Here is a 20,394-nt window from a genome sequence, read left to right on the forward strand (position 1 = left end):
ACAGCGGGAGGGGCAGCTTTGCAGGGGAAAAGTACATCACCCGTAGCCGAAACCACTGGGGACAAAAGTCGGGGCGATTGGGGCCGGTTCGGGCACCGTCGCTCTTACGTCTATGGCCGGAAAGTACTGGCTGGGGTGGTAGGAAACCTAGCCTGCCGAGACACTTCATCGACTTAGCCGACCAGCTAGCAAACCTGGGGCCGTTGCTGGGGCGGTTTGGATGTCTGAGTGGTTGCTCGACCCAAACAGCAGCGCCGGGCCTCTGGAGCCGACCGACTGAGATCCTGCCCCCCGTCCTGACCCCCGTCCTGGCCGACTGAGGATGCTCGACCTGCTGACGGGAGTTGTTAGCCAAGGCTGGAAAGTAGTCGACGGCCAACTGTACAGTACACAGTACACAGTACACAGTACACAGTACACAGTACACAGTACACAGTACACAGTACACAGTACACAGTACACAGAGGCCACCTTCACAATCAGAACAAAAACAAGTCTGACGTAAGATCAGCCACGTCAAGCCCGTCGAGAGTAATCGACACATTGGCGAAAGTGACTTCAACGTCGCTTCCCGACTGGGTGATCGTCAGATCATCAAACTCAGAGACTCCACGCCCAATCTGGATAAGGTCTTGGGACGTGTTGAAGTTGTTGATGGTGTCAGAACCGTCGCCTCGTTTGAACACAAAGCGGTCAGCCCCACCACCGCCATCCAGGGTGTCGTCTCCTTTGTCGCCGCGCAACACATCTCGACCACCACCACCTTTCAGGGTATCGTTGCCGCCACCTCCGTACAACGTGTCCTTGCCACTACCTGTTCCGCCAACAAGCCTGTCGTTGCCGTCACCACCTTTCAGAGTGTCGTTTCCAGCTCCACCGTCCAAGGTGTCCTTACCGTCACCACCCAAAAGCTTATCATTCCCATTACTACCCTTTAAGGGCTTTGTTGCACAAATCGGGGTCTGAGCGCATTTCCCCTTTCCCTGGACGGATTTACCCTACGGGCTCTGTGACGGGTATGCCAAGAGCGGTGTAGCGGTTTAGGACCGCGATGCGGACTTGGATTTCCGCTACCTGCCGGTCGAAGTCCCAGGCCATCAGCGATTGGTCGAGCAGCTTCACACAGTGCATCTTGGTTTCAACGCGGCTTCGGCGGTGGTATCCGCTCCATCGTCGCCACAGCGCGCGCCCTAGGTATCGTGAGGCATTGACCGCTTCGTTTCTTGCGATGGCTCCGGCGCGTGTGGGTTTCCACGGTTTGGCGTTCTTGCGCGGCGGAATGACTGCATGAGCGCCCCGTGCTGCAATCACGTCATGGCATCTGCGCGTGTCGTAGGCACCATCGGCGGTCACTGACCCAAGGTCCTGATCTGGTGGGATTTGGTTGAGCAGTTCAGGCAACATGGGCGCATCACCGATGTTGCTGGTGGTGACCTCTACCGCGCGAACCTCCAGCGTTTCCTCATCAATCCCGATATGTATCTTGCGCCAAATACGTCGCTTGGGGCCGCCATGCTTGCGGGCGTTCCATTCACCTTCGCCCTCTGCCTTGATGCCTGTGCTATCGATCAGAAGGTTCAGTGGGCCAGTCCCACCGAAATACGGCAAGCTCACGTTCAGCGTCTTCTGGCGGCGCCACAGCGTACTGAAATCGGGCACGGACCAATCCAGTCCGACCAGCCGCAACAGACTCTCAACGAACCCAGCCGTCTGCCTCAGTGGCATACCGAAAAGGACTTTCATGGTCAGACAGGTCTGGATCGCGGCATCGCTGAACTTGCATTGACGACCGCGCCTGCCGGTCGGTGGCGGTGTCCAAACCATCTCGGGATCAAACCAGATCGCCAACGATCCACGCTGCTTCAGCGCGTCATTGGAAGACGACCAATTCGTGGTCTTATACTTCGTAGGGGCCCAACTGCTCATGCATCCCAGCTATCACGCTGGATTCATACAGTGAATCCCCGTCACGATTTGTGCAACAAAGCCTCCAAGACTATGTGGCCTTCAGGCAGGTTGCTAGGTCAGAGGGGTATCTACGCAGGAAAGCCCAACATGAACAACGGACTGGTCGACCTGTTGAGCCGTTTAGGCTGAAGTGAATTTAAAAGATTGAATTTCAAAAGAGGTACTAGAATGGCAGGTACGGGAACTAGCATAAAAAATCTATCTATGGCTGCGCTCTTAGTATGTGCATCATGCCAGAGTTTGTACTTGTCTGAGTCAAATTGTAATCCGGTCGAAGATCGTGAAATTAGGAGACAAGTCGTCGAAGCTGTTCGCCCCTATGAAGAGTTTGAAAGACCCAGCGATGGTTTCAAGTATACAATGGAGCGTCATCTGGAGATGAACACCTATGTTCTCCTGGAGTGTAAGCGGAATTATCTGGCAACGTTCTCCCCTCTTTCCAATGAGCACGTCACCTATACAGGTGAAACTTGGAAGTATCTGGTCTCAAAAAAGGAGTTCGAGGTTATCAACTTATGGAGACCCAAAGCACCCAGACGAAATAGTAAGCCTTGGCGCCAGGGACTGGTATCTGATTAGAGCTAGTCAGATCCGATCGCATAACCCGGCGACCTCAGGATGGTCTGACCAGCGGTGGACGTCTATGGGGCGGGAGTGCCAGGGGTTCTCTATGTCTCCCATAGGTGACCTTTCTTCTAGGTAAGGAAGGAAGAACCTGGGGTCTCTCCCCTACGCCTTCTATTCATTACTTATACCTATTCCCTTTCCCCTCCTAGCCCTAGGTAACAGAGGGGAGGAGATGCGTCAGAGGTGCTTCAACGAGATGGGGAGACCGGGTCGTCTCAGGGGGGATTCTTCCCTCTACCCGACAATACTCAGTCATAACGCTGACGGCCTCTCCCACAGCGGGAGGGGTCAGCTTTGCAGGGGGCAAGTACATCACTCAGATGACCCGAAATCACTGGGGCCGAAACCTGGGGCGATTGGGGCCAGTCTGGGCTCCGTCGCTCTTACGTCTATGGCTGGAAAGTACTGGCTGGGGTGGTAGGAAACCTAGCCTGCCGAGACTCTTCATCGACTTAGCCGACCCGCTAGCAAACCTGGGGCCGTTGCTGGGGCAGTTTGAGCGTTAGCGGAGTGAAGTCTGGGGCGGTTTGGTTTAAGGGGGCTGGAGTGTTCGGGCTGGTGGTGGCGCCCCAGAGACACGACGGAGCGAAAGTAACCCGCATCCCGACCGAATGCCCCCCCGGTTGCTAACGGGGCAGAAGGTTGCCGGTAGAAGAGCTAGCTGGGGGCTTAGATCAACGGTACAGCACACAGAGGCTGCCTAAAGGGTCAGAACAAAAACAGGTCTGATGTAACGTCGGCCACGTCAAACCCATCGAAGGTAATCGACACATTGGCGAAAGTGACTTCAACGTCCCTTCCTGATTGAGTGATAGTCAAATCATCAAACTCAGACGCACCACGCCTAATCACAATGTGATCCTCGATTGCATTGAAGTTTAAAATCGTATCCGCCCCATCACCTCGACTGAAGACAAAGCGATCAGCTCCATAACCGCCATCTAGAGTGTCGTCTCCTTTATTGCCAGTCAGCAAGTCGTTGCCACGTCCGCCTTTTAGTTTGTCGGCTCCGCCTCCTCCAAACACTCTGTCGTGACCTCGACCTCCGTCAATTACGTCACTGCCAGCCCCCCCCTTTAACCGGTCGCTGCCGTTGCCACCATTGAGAGCGTCACTTCCAGCGCCGCCTTTTAGCCTGTCTTTCCCCGCCCCGCCATTTAGCGTGTCGCTGCCACCATTCCCATTTAGCGTATCGTTACCATCACCGGCCAGTATGCTATCATTGCCCAGACCAGCAGAAATGAGGTCTGCTCCCGAACCGGTATTGATTGTCTCGCTACCCGAAAGATCGAAATAGGTGCCAGCACTGATTTCGTCAGCCTCGTCTGACCCAACTATTTCCCAGTTTTGGTTATTCAAGAAGGATACGAAATAGTCGACATCGAAGCGGCCTGTTGAGCTGGTAGTGCCGTGGGAAATCAGTTCAATGACGGACGCAGCATCAACCGAAACTCCTGATAGAACAAGTAATTCTGTTGTCCTGTATGAGGGGCTAAAAGAAACCTCTTCGTAGTCGAATTCGGTTATAATACCGGTAACAAAGGATACGCCGGCGCCTGGGACCCGTAAATCAGAACCTCGCAAAACCACTGTTTCAGGGTAGTTGTAAACCAGAAGAAGAGTCCCGGTGTCGTAGCGATTGTTAAGCTGCGCACCATTGAACGTCGCTACAAGCCCAGCCATCTGAGCGTCCAGAGATCCGGTTACGGTCATAGTGGGCATATGGCTGGTCCTCGATAGTATTTCAAATTGCAAGATGTGAAGCTGTCTACACTTATAGTTGAAACCATTTCAATGGGGAAACGGCAAGTTCGGTTACCTTCCCCAGCGCCACTTTAACGAAATTTCTTGCGATTTTGTCTTCAGAGTATTGGTAGGCTTTTCCTTTAGGAGGCCAACCGGCCAAAGATACGGTTCCGAGGTCGGCAGGTCGCAGCGGCGCGGTTCGTCTACTGCGTGGTCAACCGAGCGGTGGTCGATGAGAGGACGGTGGTGCGCCATCGCTGTCATAATCGACGGTGCTGTCGTCCCGAGCATCTGGTTGACGGGTCAGCGGCGGATAACAAGCGCGACGACTGGGACTTCTGGGCTAACGGGGTGGACTTCGACCTGCTCTGACATGTGGCTTGGGCTTCTCCCGCCGCTAAAGCAACGTCCCGCTCCACCCTGAACACCCTCTACCGGGTCAACGGGTGGGTCGGGTGCCCGTCACCCGCAGCCGAAACTCAGGGGCCGAAACCTGGGGCGATTGGGGCCAGTCTGGGCTCCGTCGCTCTTACGTCTATGGCTGGAAAGTACTGGCTGGGGTGGTAGGATTCGAACCTACGATCTTCAGTACCAAAAACTGTTGCCTTACCACTTGGCCACACCCCATCAGTGAGCCGCGTTCTAGTGTGAGTTTCGGGGGGGCGCAAGAGGGATTTTGGAAAAATCCAAAACTTTTCCCACCGGTCCTCTCGCGCCCTGCGGATCTAGTCCTGTTGCGCCAAGTTTTCATCCATCTGGATCAACACCGCGCCTTGCCGTGCCCCTGCCTCTACGGCCTCATGAGCGTGGCAAGCCTCTGATAAATTGTAGACCTTTTGAATATCAAAGCGCAGTGCCCCAGCCCCCAAGGCGGCATGCAATCGGGAGATCGCTGCGGCTCTTTCTACCTCGGTGAGCAAATAGACGAGGATGATTTCCAGGCGAACAGCCTTAAAAAGAAGCGTCACAAAGGGAAGGCTTGGTGACATTTCCTGGGCAGAGCCATAGGCCGCGATACAGCCATTGTCGGCAATCACCTGCGCATCTGTTTCAATGTTGACGCCAAACTCAACCTCGACAACGAGATCCACCGGTTTGGCGCTGTTGGCTTGCAGAATTTGCTCGGCCAGATCTTTGGCACGATAGTCCAACACCACATCTGCACCAGCAGCAAGCGCACGTTCCCGGCCAGTGGCTCCGCAGGTCGCAATGACGCGGGCGCCGCCCCATTTGGCCAGTTGCACCGCCAAAAGCCCAACGGTGCCTGCCCCGCCCTGCACCAAAACGGTCTTGCCTGCGACCTCACCCTGGCCAAAAACAGCATGACAGGCCGTCAGCCCGGGAATTCCCAGGATAGCCCCCACCTCCAGGCTCACCCCATCAGGTAAGGTAACGGCCTGCTCAGACGGCAGTGCGATCTGTTGCGCGGCGGTGCCGCAGGGGCGGCGGAACTGGCCATTCCAGAGCCATACCCGCTCACCAATGCGGCTGTGAGAAACCCCCTCTCCCACGGCTGAGATAACACCGGACCCGTCGCTGTGGGGAATGATGTAGTCCCAGGGAAACCCCTGCAGCCCTGGCTGCCCGCGGGTGCGGGTTTTGACATCCGACGGGTTCACCCCGGAGAAGGCAACATCCACCAGGACTTCTCCTGCAGCTGGGCCAGGGACAGGCAGGTCTTCTACCTGCAAAACCTCAGTAGCAGCGCCATAGGCGCGGTATGTAATGGCTTTCATTGCGACGTGTTCCTTGTACGGTTTTCCCCGCGCACACTTTGTTGGTTGCAACACAAGATATGCCGCCAAGCGCCTTGGGGTTTGGCGGCAGAATACAGCGCAATTTCAGGAAAGACAGTGGGACTGATGGATAGGTTTTCTAGACCTACGCATCGACCCCACCGCAGCCGGGTTCAGTGCAGCCAGAGCGTTGTACCCGTCAGGCGCTGTCAGGCTGGAACACCCGCCTGTTTCAGGGCATCGGCCCATTCATGCCCCTCCAGCGAGGCGGCGCCTGGGTGTTCCCGGTGGTATTGGGTCAGGTTGAACTTGGGGGACGTCGCCAAAAGGTTCTGAACTGCCTCGCGCGCCTCACCTGAGCGGCCAGAAAGCTGCAGTGCAATTGCCTTGGTACGCAAACTGGCCGGATAGGTGGCATTGGCTTGCAGCGACCGCTCAGCCAGCTGAAGGGCGCGGTCGTAGTTGTGGGCGGACAGGTTGGCGGAGGCAGAGACCGAGTCGAAATAATATTTCTGCGGACCCAGGGGGGTAAGCCGCCGCGCCGCATCAGTGAGTTCAACCGCCTCGACCGGATGCCCCTGGTAGGCCCAAGTTGCCCCCTTCAGCAAGATTGCCAAAGCTTCGTTTGGGTTATCCTTTAGCGCCAGGTCATAGGAGTTCTGCGCCATGTCAAAATCAAACAGCAGATGGCTGGAAATTGCCCCCCTCAACGTATGTGCCAAAGAAAAGGAAGGATCAGCTGCCAGCGCGGCGCCGGCATATTGGCTGGCCAGCCCTGCATCCATCTGACGATCACTGGAAAAGCCCTTCTGAACCCGCAGCACGTGCCAGAAGCCCATCCAGGTCAGCACCAGGGGATGTTTGGGGTCGCGATCCAACAGAACCTTCAGAATTTCACGGGCACGGCCAAAGCGGTCAGCGGTCATCTCCTGCATCATGGAAATCGCCGCCATCAACAGCATATGCCCTTCGAGACTGGAGAGCGGTTTAAAGGCCGAAATCCGCACCGCCTCTCCAACCAGGGTCTGGCCAATTTGGCGGGTCGCCTCGCATAGGGCCTCACTCCGGCCAGCCATCAAATCTGGCAATGGCCCCTCAAAATGCCGCGACCAGATCACCTGCTCCCGCTCAGCATCGTGAAGTTCGATCTCGGTGGACATGACCTGCCCGTTTGCCCGCACGGAGCCGGAAACAAGGTATTTCACCCCCGCAACAGCCGAAACCTCCGACGGGCGCACCCGCGCCAAATCAAATTGACGGGATGCCAAATAGGAAGTGACAGTAAAGGCCTGACTGCGCGACAGGCTGCGCGACAGCTCCTCTGAAATCAGTGATCCCAGCGGGGAGGCATCTTCACCTGGTGCCAATTGTACAAAGGGAAGCACCGCGATCAGCGGCAACAGGCTCTCGGGTCTTGGGCGTCGTTCTTGCTGAGGCGGCTTGCCATTGCGGGCCGAACTCCGGCCTATCTCGATCCGGGTGTGTTGCAGCCACCGAGCAAAATTTGCCTCATAGGGCAGTTCAAACCCTTCCATGAATTCAGCGTCGCGGGCGCAGTCCTCAAAGGCAACTCTGCTCAGGTCTAATGTCACCCTCTCCCGATTGGCACTAATCACCGGTGCTATCGCAGGCCCCAAATGGCGCCTGAGTGTGGACAAGGCGGTTCTAAGGCTGGCTTTGGCCTGTTCGGGCTGCGCCAAACTCCACAGGGTCTGCTCCAAAAAAGCGCGGGTTCGAACCCCCGACTCAGCCATGCACAACAAGGCTAATAGCGCCTGATGCTTTGCTCCCAACGGGATAGGCGTACCATCGCCCTGGGCAACATTAAAAGCTCCAAACTGGCCGACGCGAAGCAGAATACTCATCACACACCCCAAAAAACACACGGAATGATTAAATTACAACAACACTTCCCTGAATTGTAAATAAAAAAATTTCAATAAATCGTAAATAAATATGATTAATCTAAAAAACTGAGATTAACTAATTTACAACCTATTGAAATTTACACTTCAATATCAGGCAGATAAACTTACTTTTTAAAAGATCTTACAGGATTTATTTTACGGAATTCGCCCCCTCTCTGAACAATGCTCAAAGCTACAAGTACCAAGGAACCCATACAAATATCATAATTTCGAATCGCCGTTTCTACGCTACCAAATCTTCTAAAACCAGCAGGCTTTGCTAGGTCGGGATCCATTAATCCTGCACCGCCAGTTTATCATATCTGGTCTCTGACAAGAGGCATCTATAAAAAACTGTGGTTCTATTTCAATCAGATGTAACGCAGACAGAGGGAAACCCGTCAAACCCGCCACGCCAAGGGCGTGCCAATTTCTCATCGGTGCCCTTCGGGGCGACGGGCGGTCATTTCACTTCTTGTCAGCGTCTTGGGGTGCTTGCACATAAAACCACTATTCACGCCCCCCCAAAAAACTGGGATTTATCAAAATTCCGCTGACGGCGTAGGATTATTGGCTCCCGACCCTGCGCCTACTCTTCAAAACTGGAGATAAAGCGGTAACCGGTTGGCGCCTTTTCAACCCTGCCAATGCCACCCTTTGGCAAATGATAGCCAATCAGCTGCATCTGATCATGTGACAGCATATCCAGCAAACGGAGCCGGGTTTTTGCCGCCAGATTAGCGTCCTGATCCGTGCCAATCGCCCATTCCGGCTGCGCAAAGCTGACGTGGTGATTGCCAATTGCGTCTCCACCGATAAGAAGGCTTTGTTGCCCATCTCGCAGCTCAAACGACATGTGCCCTGGCGTATGCCCATGGCTTGCATGGGCTGCGACCCCAGGCAGGATCTCCTGGCCATCGCCAAATCTGCTGAGACGCTCTTCCATGACCTCCAGCCGCCGGAGAGCGCCCACCGCCATTGAAGCGCGATCCCCAGAAATTGTCGAGGCTGTGTTGGGATCAAACCAATAGGCCCATTCGTCCTCTCCCATCAGGTATTGGGCATTGGGAAACAAGGGGTCGTCAAAATCATCCAGAACGCCCCAAAGATGATCCGGGTGACAATGGGTAAAGACAACGTGGCTTATCTCGTCCGGGGTAACCCCTGCGGCGTCCAGCGCCGCTGTCAATTGCCCGGCGGTGTTTTGAAAACCTGGGCCGGACCCAGCATCAAACAGCACCAGCCGTCCCGCATGGCGCAACAGCGTCACATTGAGTGGCGGATGCATCGGGCCTGCAGCGATCCCGCGCGCCTGCAGGATCTGGTCCACGGCCTCCGGGTCTAGACTCGCAAAAAGCAACGAGCGTGGCAGGGTCAAATGCCCGTCTGACAGGGTGGTTACTTGCATTTCTCCAAGTGTAAGCGACCTGGACATCCCTGTTTTTGCCCAGCTGGCTGCTGGCAGCAACAGTCCCGCAGACATGGCGGCAGACACGCCTGTGATAAACTCGCGACGTTTCACTGTCATCTTTCCCCCCACAGATTTTGCAAAACACCGAGCTTTGCACGCATTCTCACATGCGAATTTATATTATTTCCGACATTTGGCAAGCTCGAGACATCAGCTGTCATTCCGCTCGATCGGCGAACCAGAAAACAAGCTGCCAAGGGAGCAAGAAAAAGGCCCGGCACACCTTAATCGGTGCCGGGCCTCTTGTGGTCTGACCTCTCCCCCGAGGGAGAGAAGTCGCTACTGGCGCAGGTTACTGGCGGCTCAGCTCTTTCCACTTGCCTGCTTCGACAACCGAAATCACGATGTCATCGGCACCACGGTGGTCTTCAGCGCTGTAGGAGATCTGCGTATCGGTAAGTTCATCGAAATAGGCCAGAGACTCCATGCCTTTGACAAAGGCTTCCTGGGTCAGATCCTGGCCTGCGGCTTCGAGCGCACGCACCACAGTATCTGCAGCCGAGTAGCCAAGCATGGCAAATCCACCGGCGGGCTGGCCGAACTTGGCCTCATAAGCCGCAATGAACTGGGCCGGAGCTTCCTCCTCGGCGCGGGCAACAAGATCCACCCAGCCAGCAGCGGCATAAAGCCCCTCGGTAACGCCACCTGGTACGGCAGCAACAACACCAAGGAAACCAGCCGAGGTATTAAGGAATTTGACGTCGGTCCAACCCAGTTTTTTGGCGGTGCCAACCACGGTAATCCCCTGGCGCACGCCCAGGCCCAAGGCAACGACGTCACATCCCGCAGCTTTCAACTTGGTCAACGAGCCAACAAAATCCAGCTCGTCTGGCTTGTGGCTGGTTTCCGCGGCGTATGTCAGGCCCAGTTTTTCAGCTGTTTCAACTGCACTTTCCTGGATTTCTTTGCCAAAATCCGAAGGAATATACATGCTGCAGATTTCTTTGGCGTCAAATTCGCCCGCCAGATAGGTTACACCCGCATCCACCTGATCATAGTAGCTGGAAAAGCCAATGAACTTGTTATCAACAGGATCTTGCAGCATCTGACGCGCCGAGGACAGCGGCCCGATGTTTGGAATACCTTTTGGATCCAACAGTTTGAAACCGGCGATGTTCATCGGGGTGCCCAATGACAGCAACATGCCAAACACCTTGTCGCGGTTCAAAAGCTTGTTGTAGCCCTGCATCGCGCGGGGGATCTGATAGCCGTTGTCCTCAACAACAAAACGGATCTGGCGCCCATGGACACCCCCCGCCGCATTGGCTTCTTCAAAGCGCAGGTTTGCCCCGTTTGTGGCAGGTACGCCCACGGCAGCAAAGATACCGCTCAGGTCATTGACCGAGCCAAATACCACTTCGCTATCGGTCACGCCCTGGCTGTCGGCCTGTGCCGCAGAGCCTGCGCTCAAAGCCACAGCGCCGGCCATCAGTGTGCCCGCCATAAGCTTGGATGTAAGTGTCTTCATTTCCATTTCCTCCCTGGATTGGTTCGCAGCGTGTTCAGATCACGCCGTCAATACATGTCGTCAATCAGCGCTTTATGCTTTTTCTCCACAAAACTGCGTTTCAATTTCATCGTCGCCGTCAGCTCGTCATCTTCGGCGGTCAGCAGGACGTTGATCAGGCGGAAATCTTTGATCTGTTCCACCCGGGCAAAATCCTTGTTCACCGCTTCGACCTCTTGTCTGATCTGCGCGAGCACCTCCTCAGCAGCGCAGAGCGACGCAAAGTCACTAAAGGGTATCTTCCGGTCTTGGGCAAATTTTTCAACATTTTCCTGATCAATCATGATCAGACAGCTCAGGTATTTGCGCCCATCCCCGATCACCACTGCATCCGAAATGTAATGGCTGAACTTCAACCGGCTTTCGATTTCGGCCGGGGTGATGTTTTTGCCCCCCGCCGTGATGATAATATCCTTGATCCGGCCCGTGATGGTCAGATTGCCGGCCTCATCCACTCGGCCAACATCGCCTGTGCGCAACCAGCCATCGGCGGTAAAGGTTTCGGCGGTTTTTTCGTTGTTGCGCCAGTAGCCCTGGAAGTTGTTCAACCCCAGCGTCTGGATCTCACCATCTTCGGCGATCCGCATCTGCACCCCCGGCACTGGATGGCCAACGGTTCCCGGCAGGTTTTGCTCCAGTGTGTTGATGGTCGCAATACCGGCGTTTTCGGTCATGCCATAGCCCTCAATCAGCGGCACACCAATGGACCAGTACCATTTCAGCAGCTCGGGCGAGATAGGGGCCGCCCCGGTGCCACCCCGGCGCATCTTGTCCATGCCCAGCATCCGGCGCAGGTTGCGTAGAACCATGAAGTCCCAGAAGGCATAGGCCGCCGCAACACCGGCTGGAGGCTCTTTGCCAACCATAACATATTCTGCCCGCGCCTGACCGGCCTTCATCGCCTGCTGAAAGGCCCAACGCCCCATTGGCGTGGCTTCCTGTGCCAGCACCAGAACCCGCGAATAGATTTTTTCCCAAACCCGTGGCACCGCAAAAAATGTCGCCGGAGACACCTCCTGCATATTGTCAAAAACCGTCTCCGGGCTTTCGGCAAAATTCACCGTGCTCGCGGCCCCCAAGGGGAAATAGACCGAAACATTGCGCTCCAGAATATGACACAGCGGCAAAAAGCAGAGTTGCTCATCCGTCGGGTTCACGGCCAGAGCCCGCGCCCCCGCCTCCATCGAGGCCATGATGTTCTCATGCCCCAACATGGCGCCTTTGGGCATGCCAGTGGTGCCGGAAGTATAGATCAGCATGGCTGTATCTTCCGGCTTGGACTTGGCAATCTCGGCTTCAAAGGCACCGGGATTTTTAGCCTCATAGGCTTTACCCAGTTCGACCAGATCTTCGATAAACATACATTTATCCTGCTGAAGATCATGCAAGCCATCGCGATCATAAATGATCACTTTGGCCAGATCTGGCACCTGATCAGCGATTTCCAGGTATTTATCCAGCTGTTCATCGTTTTCAACAAACAGGAACCGGCTGCTACTGTCATTGACCAGATAGGCCAGTTGCGAGGCGGAATCCGTGGTATAGACACCGGAGGCGATGCCGCCGACGCCCTGCACACCCATATCCGTATAGAGCCATTCACGGCGATCTTCGCTCAGGATCGAGACCACTTCGCCGCGCGCCATTCCCAGCGACAGCAGGCCAAGGCCAATCCATTTGGATTGTTCCCAATAGGTGATCCAGGAATAGGATTTCCAGATCCCCATGTCCTTTTCGCGGTGCGCCGTGCGATCCTGCAGGGCCATGCAGCGGGCCTGAAACAGCTTGGGGATCGTGTCGCAGCCATCGACCAGAACCGGACGTTGGCCCGGTTCTGAATTGTAGGAGACGCCATTGATTTCGATCTGGGCGAGCCCGGTCTGCTTTCCGACTTGAATATTCATCTCTGCCCCTCCTAGCGCCATGTTTTCTTGCGTTTCCAGCGCTTCTCGCCGCGCTGGCCCTCTTCCTGATGGCCCAGGTAGAAAGACTTGATATCATCGCTTTCCATCAGCCGATCAGCAGAGCCATCCATCACGATCCGGCCGATCTCCATCACATAGCCCACATCTGCCAGGTCCAGCGCGATACGGGCGTTTTGCTCCACCAGCATCATGGTCACGTGCTCTTCGGTATTGAGACGACGCAGAATGGCAAAGATTTCCTGCACCAGCAGCGGAGACAGACCCAAGCTGGGTTCGTCCAGCAGCATGATCTGCGGCCGCAGCATCAACCCGCGCCCAATCGCCAACATCTGCTGTTGCCCGCCCGACAGGGTCCCGGCCTCCTGGTTGCGACGTTCAGCCAGAATCGGAAAGTAGTCAAAGACCATCTCGCGGTCGCGCTCGATCTCGGCCTTATCTGACCGGGTATAGGCCCCAAGGCTGAGGTTTTCGTCGATGGTGAGTAGCGGAAAAACCTCGCGCCCTTCGGGAACATGCACAATGCCATGTTCCACGATACGATGGGGTTCCTGGCCCTGAATGGGCTTGCCGTTGAACAGCACCTCGCCCTTTTCAGGGTCCATGATGCCCGAGATGGTTTTCAGCAGGGTCGATTTCCCGGCGCCATTGGCGCCCAGCACGGTGACGATCTGCCCCTTGTCGACCTTGAGCGACACCCCCCGGATGGCCATGATCGGCCCGTAAAAGCTTTCGAGGTTTTTGATTTCCAGCAAAGGTTCACCCATTAGACTGCCCCCGCGCCAAGATAGGCCTCGATCACGGCCGGATTGGCCTGGACCTCAGCCGGTGTGCCCTCGGCCAGTTTGGCGCCATCGGCCAGGGCCAGCACCCTGTCAGACACCCCTGAAACCAACCCCATGTCATGTTCCACCATCAAAACGGTGATCCCCATCTGTTTGCGGATGTCATCAATCCACCAGCGCATGTCCTGGGTTTCCTCTACCGATAGGCCCGAAGCGGGCTCATCCAGCAAAAGCAGGCGCGGTTTTGAGGCAAGCGCACGCCCCAGTTCAACCACCTTGCGCACCCCGTAAGGCAGCCCGGCGATCATCTTGTTGCGGTAGGGCTGCAGATCTAGGAAATCGATCACCTCCTCAACCGCCTCCCGGTGGCGCTCTTCTTCGCGGCGGACACGCGGCGTAAAGAACATCTCTTCCAATAGCGTGGTCTTGCGATGGCGATGGCGCCCCACCAGCAGGTTTTGCAACACCGTGGCATGCTCGAACAGCTCAATATTCTGGAAGGTCCGGGCAATGCCAAGATCCGCAACCTGATCCGCCTCGCGCTCCAGCAGGTTGTTGCCGGCAAAGGTGAACGTGCCGGCAAAAGGCTCATAAAAGCGCGAAATCAGGTTAAAGGCGGTGGACTTACCCGCGCCGTTAGGTCCGACGATGGCGTAGACTTCGCCCTCTTCAACCGAAAAGCTGAGATCATTGACCGCCACCACGCCACCAAATTTGAGCGTGGCATTTTTGATTTCCAAAAGGCTCATCTCAGGCGCTCCGTCTTCAGGTAGGATTTCTGGCGGCGGAACATGTCCTTGCGCGCAAATGGGAACAGCTCAAACCAGGTGCGGATCTTGAGCCATCGCCCGTAGATCCCCATCGGTTCAAACATGATGAACAGGATCAGGATCAGGCCAAAGACGCCTGTCTCCAGCCCTGGAATGGCGACACCACTGCCCACGACATTGTCCTTCAGGATCGACAAGGCCTGCGGCAGGAAGGCGACGACCACGGCGCCAAAGAATGCCCCGTGAATGGATCCAAGCCCGCCAATCACGATCATCATCAACAGGGTGATGGAAATCACCAGGCTGAAGGTCTCGTTGTTGAAGGTGCCGGCATAGTAGCCCATCAAAGCGCCGGACCAGCCGGTGATCATGCAGGACAGGCCAAAGGCTTTGCCCTTGGTGCGGGCAATATGCACGCCCATGGCGGTGGCCGACACTTCGCTGTCCCGCACCGCGGCAAAGGCACGGCCCAGTGGCGAGCGCAGCAAGTTGCGATAAAACAGGGTGCAGATGATGGTGACCACCAGGACCAGATAGTAGAACCGCGATGGCATCGACCAGCGTTCGATCTCAAACCCAAAGATGGTGATCATCTCCGGGAATTTGCCGGAAACACCGCCGCTCCAGTGTTCGGTCAACACAATGATGTCATCGGCCAGAACCGACAGGGCAATGGTGGCAATCGCCAGATAAATCCCGTGCAGCCGCAAGACCGGAACGGCAATCAACAGGCCGACAAACCCGGTGATGATCCCCGCCAATGGGAAGGCGATGATAAAGGGCACGCCCTGTTCGATCAGGATGGTATTGGCATAGCAGCCGATCGCCAGAAACGCGGCGTGGCCCAGGCTCGCCTGACCCGTCTGGCCGGTCAGCAGCATCAGGCCGAGGCCGGCAATCGCCCAGATCAGCACATTGGTGACCTCGCCCAGGTAGAACTCATCCAGCAGGTAGGGCAATCCAAAGGCCAGCGCCAGAAGCGCACCATAGACACAGAGCGTCCAGCGGTCTGGGAACAGTCGAATGTCGTGCACGTAGGATGTTTTGAAATGAATACGCATGAGCTTATACCTTCTTCACGCGGACCTGGCTGAACAGACCGTGGGGTCTGAAGATCAGCACAGCCAGCAACAGGGCATAGGGCGCAATTTGTGAGTAGCCGGCAGCCAGGTAGCGCGCCGCAAAGGGCTCGATCACCCCAACGATAAGACCACCCGCCAGGGCACCGGGAAGCGAGCCAAAGCCGCCAATCACCGCCGCCGCAAAGGCCTTGATCCCCAACAAACCGGCATTCGGATCAATGGCCCCCTTGGAGGCAAACAAAATACCCGCAACCGCAGCCGTGGCACCGGACAGCCCCCAGATCAATCCCTGAACGCGCTTGACCGGAATACCCATGAAATAGGCCGCCATCTGGTTTTGACTTGCCGCCTGCATTGCCAGCCCAAGCTTGGTGCGCTGGAAGAACTGATACAAGAAAAAGGTCAACAGGAAGGTCACAACGATGATGGCAAGATCCGCCATGCCCAGGACAACGCCGCCGATATGCAGATCGCCCAGCGCCAGAGGACTTTCTAAGGTTTGAGGCTCATGCCCCCAAATCAAACCCGCGACAAAGCGCAGGACAAACCCCATGGCAATCGTCAGGATCACCACCGCTGTCTGGTTCTGGCCAAAGAGATGGCGCAAAACAAAAAGGTCCAGCAGATAGCCAAACACCGCCATGATCGAAATCGTCAGCGGCGCGGCGATCCAGAACGGCAAATGCATATATTCCGCATTGGTCAGACCAAGGCTCACAAAAGCCCCAATCATCATAAAGTCCCCCTGGGCGAAATTCACCGCCTCAGTGGCTTTGTAGATCAACACGAACCCAAGCGCGATGAGGCCGTAAACACAGCCATTCGCAAGCCCACTGATCAAGAGCTGCAATACTTCCAAATTTTCCTCCCCCCGCTCCTAAAGAACGGCTCCTTGCCCGAACGCAGCCGGGCCTTAGCGCTTTTTTTCGGTTTTTCCGGCTGCCTCCTATAGCTGCGGAATCCCAAGCGTCTAAAAACAGACTACTGAGTATGTTTTTGACCTGTCAATCGGCGAGACCCAGCGTCAGACTGTCAAAAAGTGTCTATTTTTCGCCTCCCTGTCCCCCTAGGCTGATTCTCAGATCCTACCAGCCTGCTTTATTGTGCGGTCCCCTTAGCCGTGCTGTTCTGGGTCCTATTTTATCGCCCCCACCGCACCTGGGGGGGCCTCGGGCCTGCGTCTAATGCGGTGACCGGACTGGCGTCAGCAGCTTCCCGAACCGTCCCGATCGGCGCACCGGTGCCTGCGGCTTTGTCTCTATACCACTTGTCTGACGCAGCCCGGCAGTGAAACAGCCAGAGACGCTCAGATTGATCGCCCAGATTATTCGCCCTGCTTATTCTCTCGGGGCAACGGCTTGTGGATTGCCTGTTATCCGGGCAGTCTGATAGGCCAAGATCCAACCTGAAATGCAGGCAGACCTTAGATGTTAGAACAGATCAGCACCTCAAAAAGCGAGATCCTGGATGCCGCCGCCCATTGTTTTATGACTCTGGGCGTCGAAAGCGCCTCTGTGGATGATATCGCGGCGCAGCTGGGCTCTACCAAGGGGCGGATCTACCACCACTTCCCATCCAAAGGCGCTCTTCTTGCAGCGGTACAACTGCGCGCAGCTGGGTTTACCTACAGAGCCGTGGAGGGGCTTATTGATGCCAACCTGCCGGCGGTCAAATCGCTCGACAGGATGGCGCGCGGTCACATCTACGAAGTGTTGAACTCGCTGGCCTATCACAAGGTCATCCTGCAAACCTACACCGCCGGTACCCAGGCCAAAAAGATGAGCCGGGTAGAAATGGACCTTCAGGAGCAAATTCGCACCGGACACCGCCAGTATGAAATGCTGTTTCGAACCGAAGTGGCACGCGGAATTTCAGAAGGTAGTTTTCAAGACCGCAACCTGACCGCCGCGGTGGCAGGCCTGTTGCTGGTCCTCAACTCGCCAGTGTTCTGGTTCCGGCCAGAACGCGGTGCCTCGCAGGAATTTATCGACACAATTGCCCGTGATATCAGCAGTATGGCGCTGGCCAGCCTGCGCGCCTGACCCGGCACCTGCGCTCCGCAATCCTATTCCGACAAAGAGCACAGCCCCCGCAGGCAGCTACAAAACCGGGCTCCGGTTGCCGACAGCTGGTGCTCACTGCGAATACACAGCCCCACCGGCCCCTGGGTGCTGGTGGTGTCCAGGGGCAGCTGCTGCATTGCCCCCGCCGCCAGATCCGCCTGCACCACGCCCTGGCTGATGAACCATATGGCACCGTGGTCCAGCACAAAGCGCCGCCCAAAGGTGGCCGACACCGTTTCGATAGGCGCCTGAGGCATCATCAGACCTTGCTCCAGAAACATATGTTCCACCAGGGGACGAATGATCGACCCCGGTGAGGGCATCAACACCGGAGAGGACTGCAGCGCGCCCTCCGGCAGATGGCTGCTGCCCGCCAGGGGGTGTCCTGTGGCCACAACCACGGCAACGCGTTCATGAAACAGCGGTTCAAAATCAATCCCCACCATGCGCTCGGGTGCGGGCAACCGCCCCACTACCAGATCCAGATCGCCGCGGCGCAGCTGATCCAGCAGATATTGATTGTCCCCGGTGGTGACTGAAAACCGGCTGCGCCCCATGCCTGCCTCCAGCTGAGCCAAAGCATCCGGCACCAAAGTGGCAGAAACCGTCGGCAGGGCACCTATCCGCAGCTGCGGCCCCTCACCCGCGTCCAGCCCCTGCAACATCGCAACCCCGTCGCGCGCCAGGGCCAGGCTGCGCCCCGCGTGATGGCGAAACATCTCCCCGTAGGGCGACAGACGGATGCCCCGACCATGACGCTCCACCAGGGGTTTGCCGCACACGGCTTCCAGCTCGCGCAGGGCGCGGGTGACAGCAGGCTGCGTCATACCCAGCGCCTCTGCCGCCTGGGTCACACTGGTTTGGCGCGCCACTTCGACAAAGACTTCGAGATGGCGCAGTTTGAGATGAGCAGATAAACGCATATCATTTTCGCAATGCAAACATGTGAAAAATCACATTATACAGCACAATTTTGATATGTGATACTCCTCGCAAGCCCCCAATCAGAGGACTGCACCGGATGAGCAACGACAGATACAATCAGGGCATGGTGACCCGGCGCGCCGTTCTGGGCGACGCCCATGTGGACCGCGCCGAAGCCGCCAAGACCGATATGGATCAGGCTTTTCAAACCCTGATCACCGAAGGTGCCTGGGGCACGGTTTGGTCTTCGGATGCCATTGCACCGCGTGAGCGCTCGATGTTGACCCTGGCCCTGCTGGCCGCGCTGGGCAACTTTGACGAAATTCCCATGCATATCCGCGCCACCGCCCGCACCGGCGCCAGCAAAAGCGACGTGTTGGAGGCCTTCCAGCATGTGGCGATCTATGCCGGCGTGCCGCGCGCCAATCATGCGCTGAAACTCGCCAAGCAAACCTACGAAGAAATGGAAGCCGACGCCGCAGCAGCCAAGGCCTGAGGAGGAAGACCACTATGACCAAAGCACCAGCAAAACAGGGTGAGTTTTATCAGCGTGATCGCCGCTGGCACCCCCCGGCCTATGACAAAGACTACAAGACCTCCGTGGCGCGCTCGCCCAAACTGGCGCTGATCAGTCTGGAAAACACCCCCAGCGAGATCACCGGACCACGCTTTGGTCACAGCGACATGACACCGATCGACAACGATCTGTTGTCCAACTATGCTCAGCCAGATCAAAGCCCCATCGGTGAGCGCATCATCGTGCATGGCCGGGTGCTGGACGAAAACGCCCGCCCGGTGCCCAATACGCTGGTCGAGATCTGGCAGGCCAATGCCAGTGGCCGCTACCGCCACAAGAAAGACAGCTACCTTGGCGCCATCGACCCGAACTTTGGTGGCTGTGGCCGCACCATGACCGATGAGAACGGCTACTATTATTTCCGCACCGTGAAACCCGGAGCCTACCCCTGGCGCAACTGGGTCAACGACTGGCGGCCCGCGCATATTCATGTCTCGGTTTTTGGCTCGGGCTTTGCCCAGCGCCTGATTACTCAGCTTTATTTTGAGGGCGACCCGCTGGTCAAAACATGCCCCATCGTGGCGACAATCCCGGACCCGGATGCCATCGAGCAGCTGATTGCCAAGCTCGACATGAATGCGACAATTCCGCTGGATACCATCGCTTATAAATTCGACATCGTGCTGCGCGGCCGTCGCTCTACCCTGTTTGAAAACCGCCTGGAGGGGAACTAATGCCACAATCACTTGAATATCTGAAAGAAACCCCTTCGCAGACCGCTGGCCCCTATGTGCATATTGGCCTTGCCCCCGGCGCGGCTGGGTTCCAGATCTACGATCAGGAACTGGGCCAGGACATCGCAGGCCCAAATGCCAAGGGCGAGCGGATCCGTGTCGAAGGCCTGGTCATCGACGGCACCGGGTCGCCGGTGAAGGACGTGCTGCTGGAGGTCTGGCAGGCCAATGCCGATGGGATCTATCCGCACCCGGAACATGCCGGCCATGACACCGTCGAGACAGGCTTTCGTGGATGGGGCCGGGTAATCACCAACTTTGAGACTGGCGAATGGGCTTTTGACACGATCAAACCCGGTGGCCTGCTGGGGCGCAATGGTCAGATGATGGCCCCCCATATCAACCTGTGGATCGTGGCACGCGGCATCAATGTGGGGCTGAATACCCGGCTCTACTTTGACGATGAGGCAGAGGCCAACGCAGCCGACCCGGTGATCAATGTGGTTGAGTGGGAAAAGCGCCGCAAAACCCTGATCGCAAAACGCAGTGAACGCGACGGCCAGACCGTGTATCGGTTTGACATCCGCCTGCAAGGCGACGACGAAACCGTGTTTTTTGATATCTAAGGGAGCCTC

The 20,394-nt window shown here is 56.6% G+C and carries 17 protein-coding genes and 1 tRNA gene; 4 read left to right on the top strand and 14 right to left on the bottom strand.

Translation table 11 applies throughout. From position 1 onward, the window contains the following. Window positions 1–479: 479 nt before the first annotated feature. From N1037_16945 to N1037_17005, 13 genes are all read right to left on the bottom strand, one after another. Entirely contained in the window at window positions 480–908 is a 429-nt protein-coding gene (locus N1037_16945) for a hypothetical protein (protein UWS78930.1), read from the bottom strand. A gap of 85 nt (window positions 909–993) precedes the next feature. Next, window positions 994–1,926: an IS5 family transposase gene (locus N1037_16950; GenBank protein ID UWS78931.1), complete on the bottom strand. Its 933-nt coding sequence runs from the start codon at window positions 1,924–1,926 to the stop codon at window positions 994–996. A 1,377-nt stretch (window positions 1,927–3,303) separates the two neighbouring features. Further along, on the bottom strand, window positions 3,304–4,317 hold the full coding sequence (locus N1037_16955) for a hypothetical protein (protein UWS78932.1): 1,014 nt from the start codon (window positions 4,315–4,317) through the stop codon (window positions 3,304–3,306). Between the two features lie 576 nt (window positions 4,318–4,893). Continuing rightward, window positions 4,894–4,968, bottom strand: a tRNA-Gln gene (locus N1037_16960). A gap of 98 nt (window positions 4,969–5,066) precedes the next feature. Beyond that, window positions 5,067–6,077 carry an NADPH:quinone reductase gene (locus N1037_16965; GenBank protein UWS78933.1) on the bottom strand — a complete coding sequence of 337 codons (1,011 nt, stop codon included), beginning with the start codon at window positions 6,075–6,077 and terminating at the stop codon, window positions 5,067–5,069. A gap of 209 nt (window positions 6,078–6,286) precedes the next feature. Beyond that, window positions 6,287–7,942 (bottom strand): transcriptional regulator, encoded by a 1,656-nt coding sequence (locus N1037_16970; protein ID UWS78934.1) that lies wholly within the window; start codon window positions 7,940–7,942, stop codon window positions 6,287–6,289. Window positions 7,943–8,573: 631 nt separating this feature from the next. Further along, complete coding sequence (locus tag N1037_16975; GenBank protein UWS78935.1) at window positions 8,574–9,512, bottom strand: MBL fold metallo-hydrolase; 939 nt, start codon at window positions 9,510–9,512, stop codon at window positions 8,574–8,576. Window positions 9,513–9,747: 235 nt separating this feature from the next. Continuing rightward, a complete protein-coding gene (locus N1037_16980) occupies window positions 9,748–10,923 on the bottom strand; it encodes an ABC transporter substrate-binding protein (GenBank protein ID UWS78936.1) in 1,176 nt (391 codons plus the stop codon). A 47-nt stretch (window positions 10,924–10,970) separates the two neighbouring features. After that, window positions 10,971–12,866 carry a long-chain fatty acid--CoA ligase gene (locus N1037_16985; GenBank protein ID UWS78937.1) on the bottom strand — a complete coding sequence of 632 codons (1,896 nt, stop codon included), beginning with the start codon at window positions 12,864–12,866 and terminating at the stop codon, window positions 10,971–10,973. Window positions 12,867–12,877: 11 nt separating this feature from the next. Next, the gene (locus tag N1037_16990; GenBank protein UWS78938.1) at window positions 12,878–13,651 is read right to left on the bottom strand and encodes an ABC transporter ATP-binding protein; all 774 of its coding nucleotides are present in this window, start codon (window positions 13,649–13,651) and stop codon (window positions 12,878–12,880) included. Continuing rightward, the gene (locus N1037_16995; GenBank protein ID UWS78939.1) at window positions 13,651–14,418 is read right to left on the bottom strand and encodes an ABC transporter ATP-binding protein; all 768 of its coding nucleotides are present in this window, start codon (window positions 14,416–14,418) and stop codon (window positions 13,651–13,653) included. Before N1037_16995 ends, N1037_16990 begins: the two co-directional genes overlap by 1 nt. After that, window positions 14,415–15,500 (bottom strand): branched-chain amino acid ABC transporter permease, encoded by a 1,086-nt coding sequence (locus N1037_17000; protein UWS78940.1) that lies wholly within the window; start codon window positions 15,498–15,500, stop codon window positions 14,415–14,417. Before N1037_17000 ends, N1037_16995 begins: the two co-directional genes overlap by 4 nt. A gap of 4 nt (window positions 15,501–15,504) precedes the next feature. Beyond that, a complete protein-coding gene (locus N1037_17005) occupies window positions 15,505–16,380 on the bottom strand; it encodes a branched-chain amino acid ABC transporter permease (protein ID UWS78941.1) in 876 nt (291 codons plus the stop codon). 568 nt (window positions 16,381–16,948) lie between these two features. On the opposite strand from N1037_17005, the gene N1037_17010 reads away from it, so the two are divergent. After that, a complete protein-coding gene (locus N1037_17010; GenBank protein UWS78942.1) occupies window positions 16,949–17,563 on the top strand; it encodes a TetR/AcrR family transcriptional regulator in 615 nt (204 codons plus the stop codon). Window positions 17,564–17,586: 23 nt separating this feature from the next. On the opposite strand, the gene pcaQ is transcribed toward N1037_17010, so the two are convergent. Next, window positions 17,587–18,507 carry a pca operon transcription factor PcaQ gene (gene pcaQ, locus N1037_17015; protein UWS78943.1) on the bottom strand — a complete coding sequence of 307 codons (921 nt, stop codon included), beginning with the start codon at window positions 18,505–18,507 and terminating at the stop codon, window positions 17,587–17,589. 98 nt (window positions 18,508–18,605) lie between these two features. Here pcaQ and pcaC point away from each other — a divergent pair, with 98 nt between their 5' ends. Genes pcaC through pcaG form a run of 3 tightly spaced genes read left to right on the top strand, consistent with a single transcriptional unit; the run spans window position 18,606 to window position 20,385 of the window. Next, window positions 18,606–19,004 carry a 4-carboxymuconolactone decarboxylase gene (gene pcaC / locus N1037_17020; protein ID UWS78944.1) on the top strand — a complete coding sequence of 133 codons (399 nt, stop codon included), beginning with the start codon at window positions 18,606–18,608 and terminating at the stop codon, window positions 19,002–19,004. Between the two features lie 14 nt (window positions 19,005–19,018). Beyond that, a complete protein-coding gene (gene pcaH / locus N1037_17025) occupies window positions 19,019–19,759 on the top strand; it encodes a protocatechuate 3,4-dioxygenase subunit beta (protein ID UWS78945.1) in 741 nt (246 codons plus the stop codon). Beyond that, on the top strand, window positions 19,759–20,385 hold the full coding sequence (gene pcaG, locus N1037_17030; GenBank protein ID UWS78946.1) for a protocatechuate 3,4-dioxygenase subunit alpha: 627 nt from the start codon (window positions 19,759–19,761) through the stop codon (window positions 20,383–20,385). The genes pcaH and pcaG overlap by 1 nt, the downstream gene beginning before the upstream one ends. The last annotated feature ends 9 nt before the right edge of the window (window positions 20,386–20,394 follow it).

The organism is Phaeobacter sp. G2, from assembly GCA_025163595.1.
GTDB lineage: Bacteria > Pseudomonadota > Alphaproteobacteria > Rhodobacterales > Rhodobacteraceae > Pseudophaeobacter.

What these genes read in the sequence shown, in the direction of transcription:
- N1037_16950 (UWS78931.1), bottom strand. Translation starts at nt 1,926, where the DNA reads ATGAGCAGTTGGGCCCCTACGAAGTATAAGACCACGAATTGGTCGTCT.
- N1037_16955 (UWS78932.1), bottom strand. Translation starts at nt 4,317, where the DNA reads ATGCCCACTATGACCGTAACCGGATCTCTGGACGCTCAGATGGCTGGG.
- N1037_16965 (UWS78933.1), bottom strand. Translation starts at nt 6,077, where the DNA reads ATGAAAGCCATTACATACCGCGCCTATGGCGCTGCTACTGAGGTTTTG.
- N1037_16970 (UWS78934.1), bottom strand. Translation starts at nt 7,942, where the DNA reads ATGAGTATTCTGCTTCGCGTCGGCCAGTTTGGAGCTTTTAATGTTGCC.
- N1037_16975 (UWS78935.1), bottom strand. Translation starts at nt 9,512, where the DNA reads ATGACAGTGAAACGTCGCGAGTTTATCACAGGCGTGTCTGCCGCCATG.
- N1037_16980 (UWS78936.1), bottom strand. Translation starts at nt 10,923, where the DNA reads ATGAAGACACTTACATCCAAGCTTATGGCGGGCACACTGATGGCCGGC.
- N1037_16985 (UWS78937.1), bottom strand. Translation starts at nt 12,866, where the DNA reads ATGAATATTCAAGTCGGAAAGCAGACCGGGCTCGCCCAGATCGAAATC.
- N1037_16990 (UWS78938.1), bottom strand. Translation starts at nt 13,651, where the DNA reads ATGGGTGAACCTTTGCTGGAAATCAAAAACCTCGAAAGCTTTTACGGG.
- N1037_16995 (UWS78939.1), bottom strand. Translation starts at nt 14,418, where the DNA reads ATGAGCCTTTTGGAAATCAAAAATGCCACGCTCAAATTTGGTGGCGTG.
- N1037_17000 (UWS78940.1), bottom strand. Translation starts at nt 15,500, where the DNA reads ATGCGTATTCATTTCAAAACATCCTACGTGCACGACATTCGACTGTTC.
- N1037_17010 (UWS78942.1), top strand. Translation starts at nt 16,949, where the DNA reads ATGTTAGAACAGATCAGCACCTCAAAAAGCGAGATCCTGGATGCCGCC.
- pcaQ (UWS78943.1), bottom strand. Translation starts at nt 18,507, where the DNA reads ATGCGTTTATCTGCTCATCTCAAACTGCGCCATCTCGAAGTCTTTGTC.
- pcaC (UWS78944.1), top strand. Translation starts at nt 18,606, where the DNA reads ATGAGCAACGACAGATACAATCAGGGCATGGTGACCCGGCGCGCCGTT.
- pcaH (UWS78945.1), top strand. Translation starts at nt 19,019, where the DNA reads ATGACCAAAGCACCAGCAAAACAGGGTGAGTTTTATCAGCGTGATCGC.
- pcaG (UWS78946.1), top strand. Translation starts at nt 19,759, where the DNA reads ATGCCACAATCACTTGAATATCTGAAAGAAACCCCTTCGCAGACCGCT.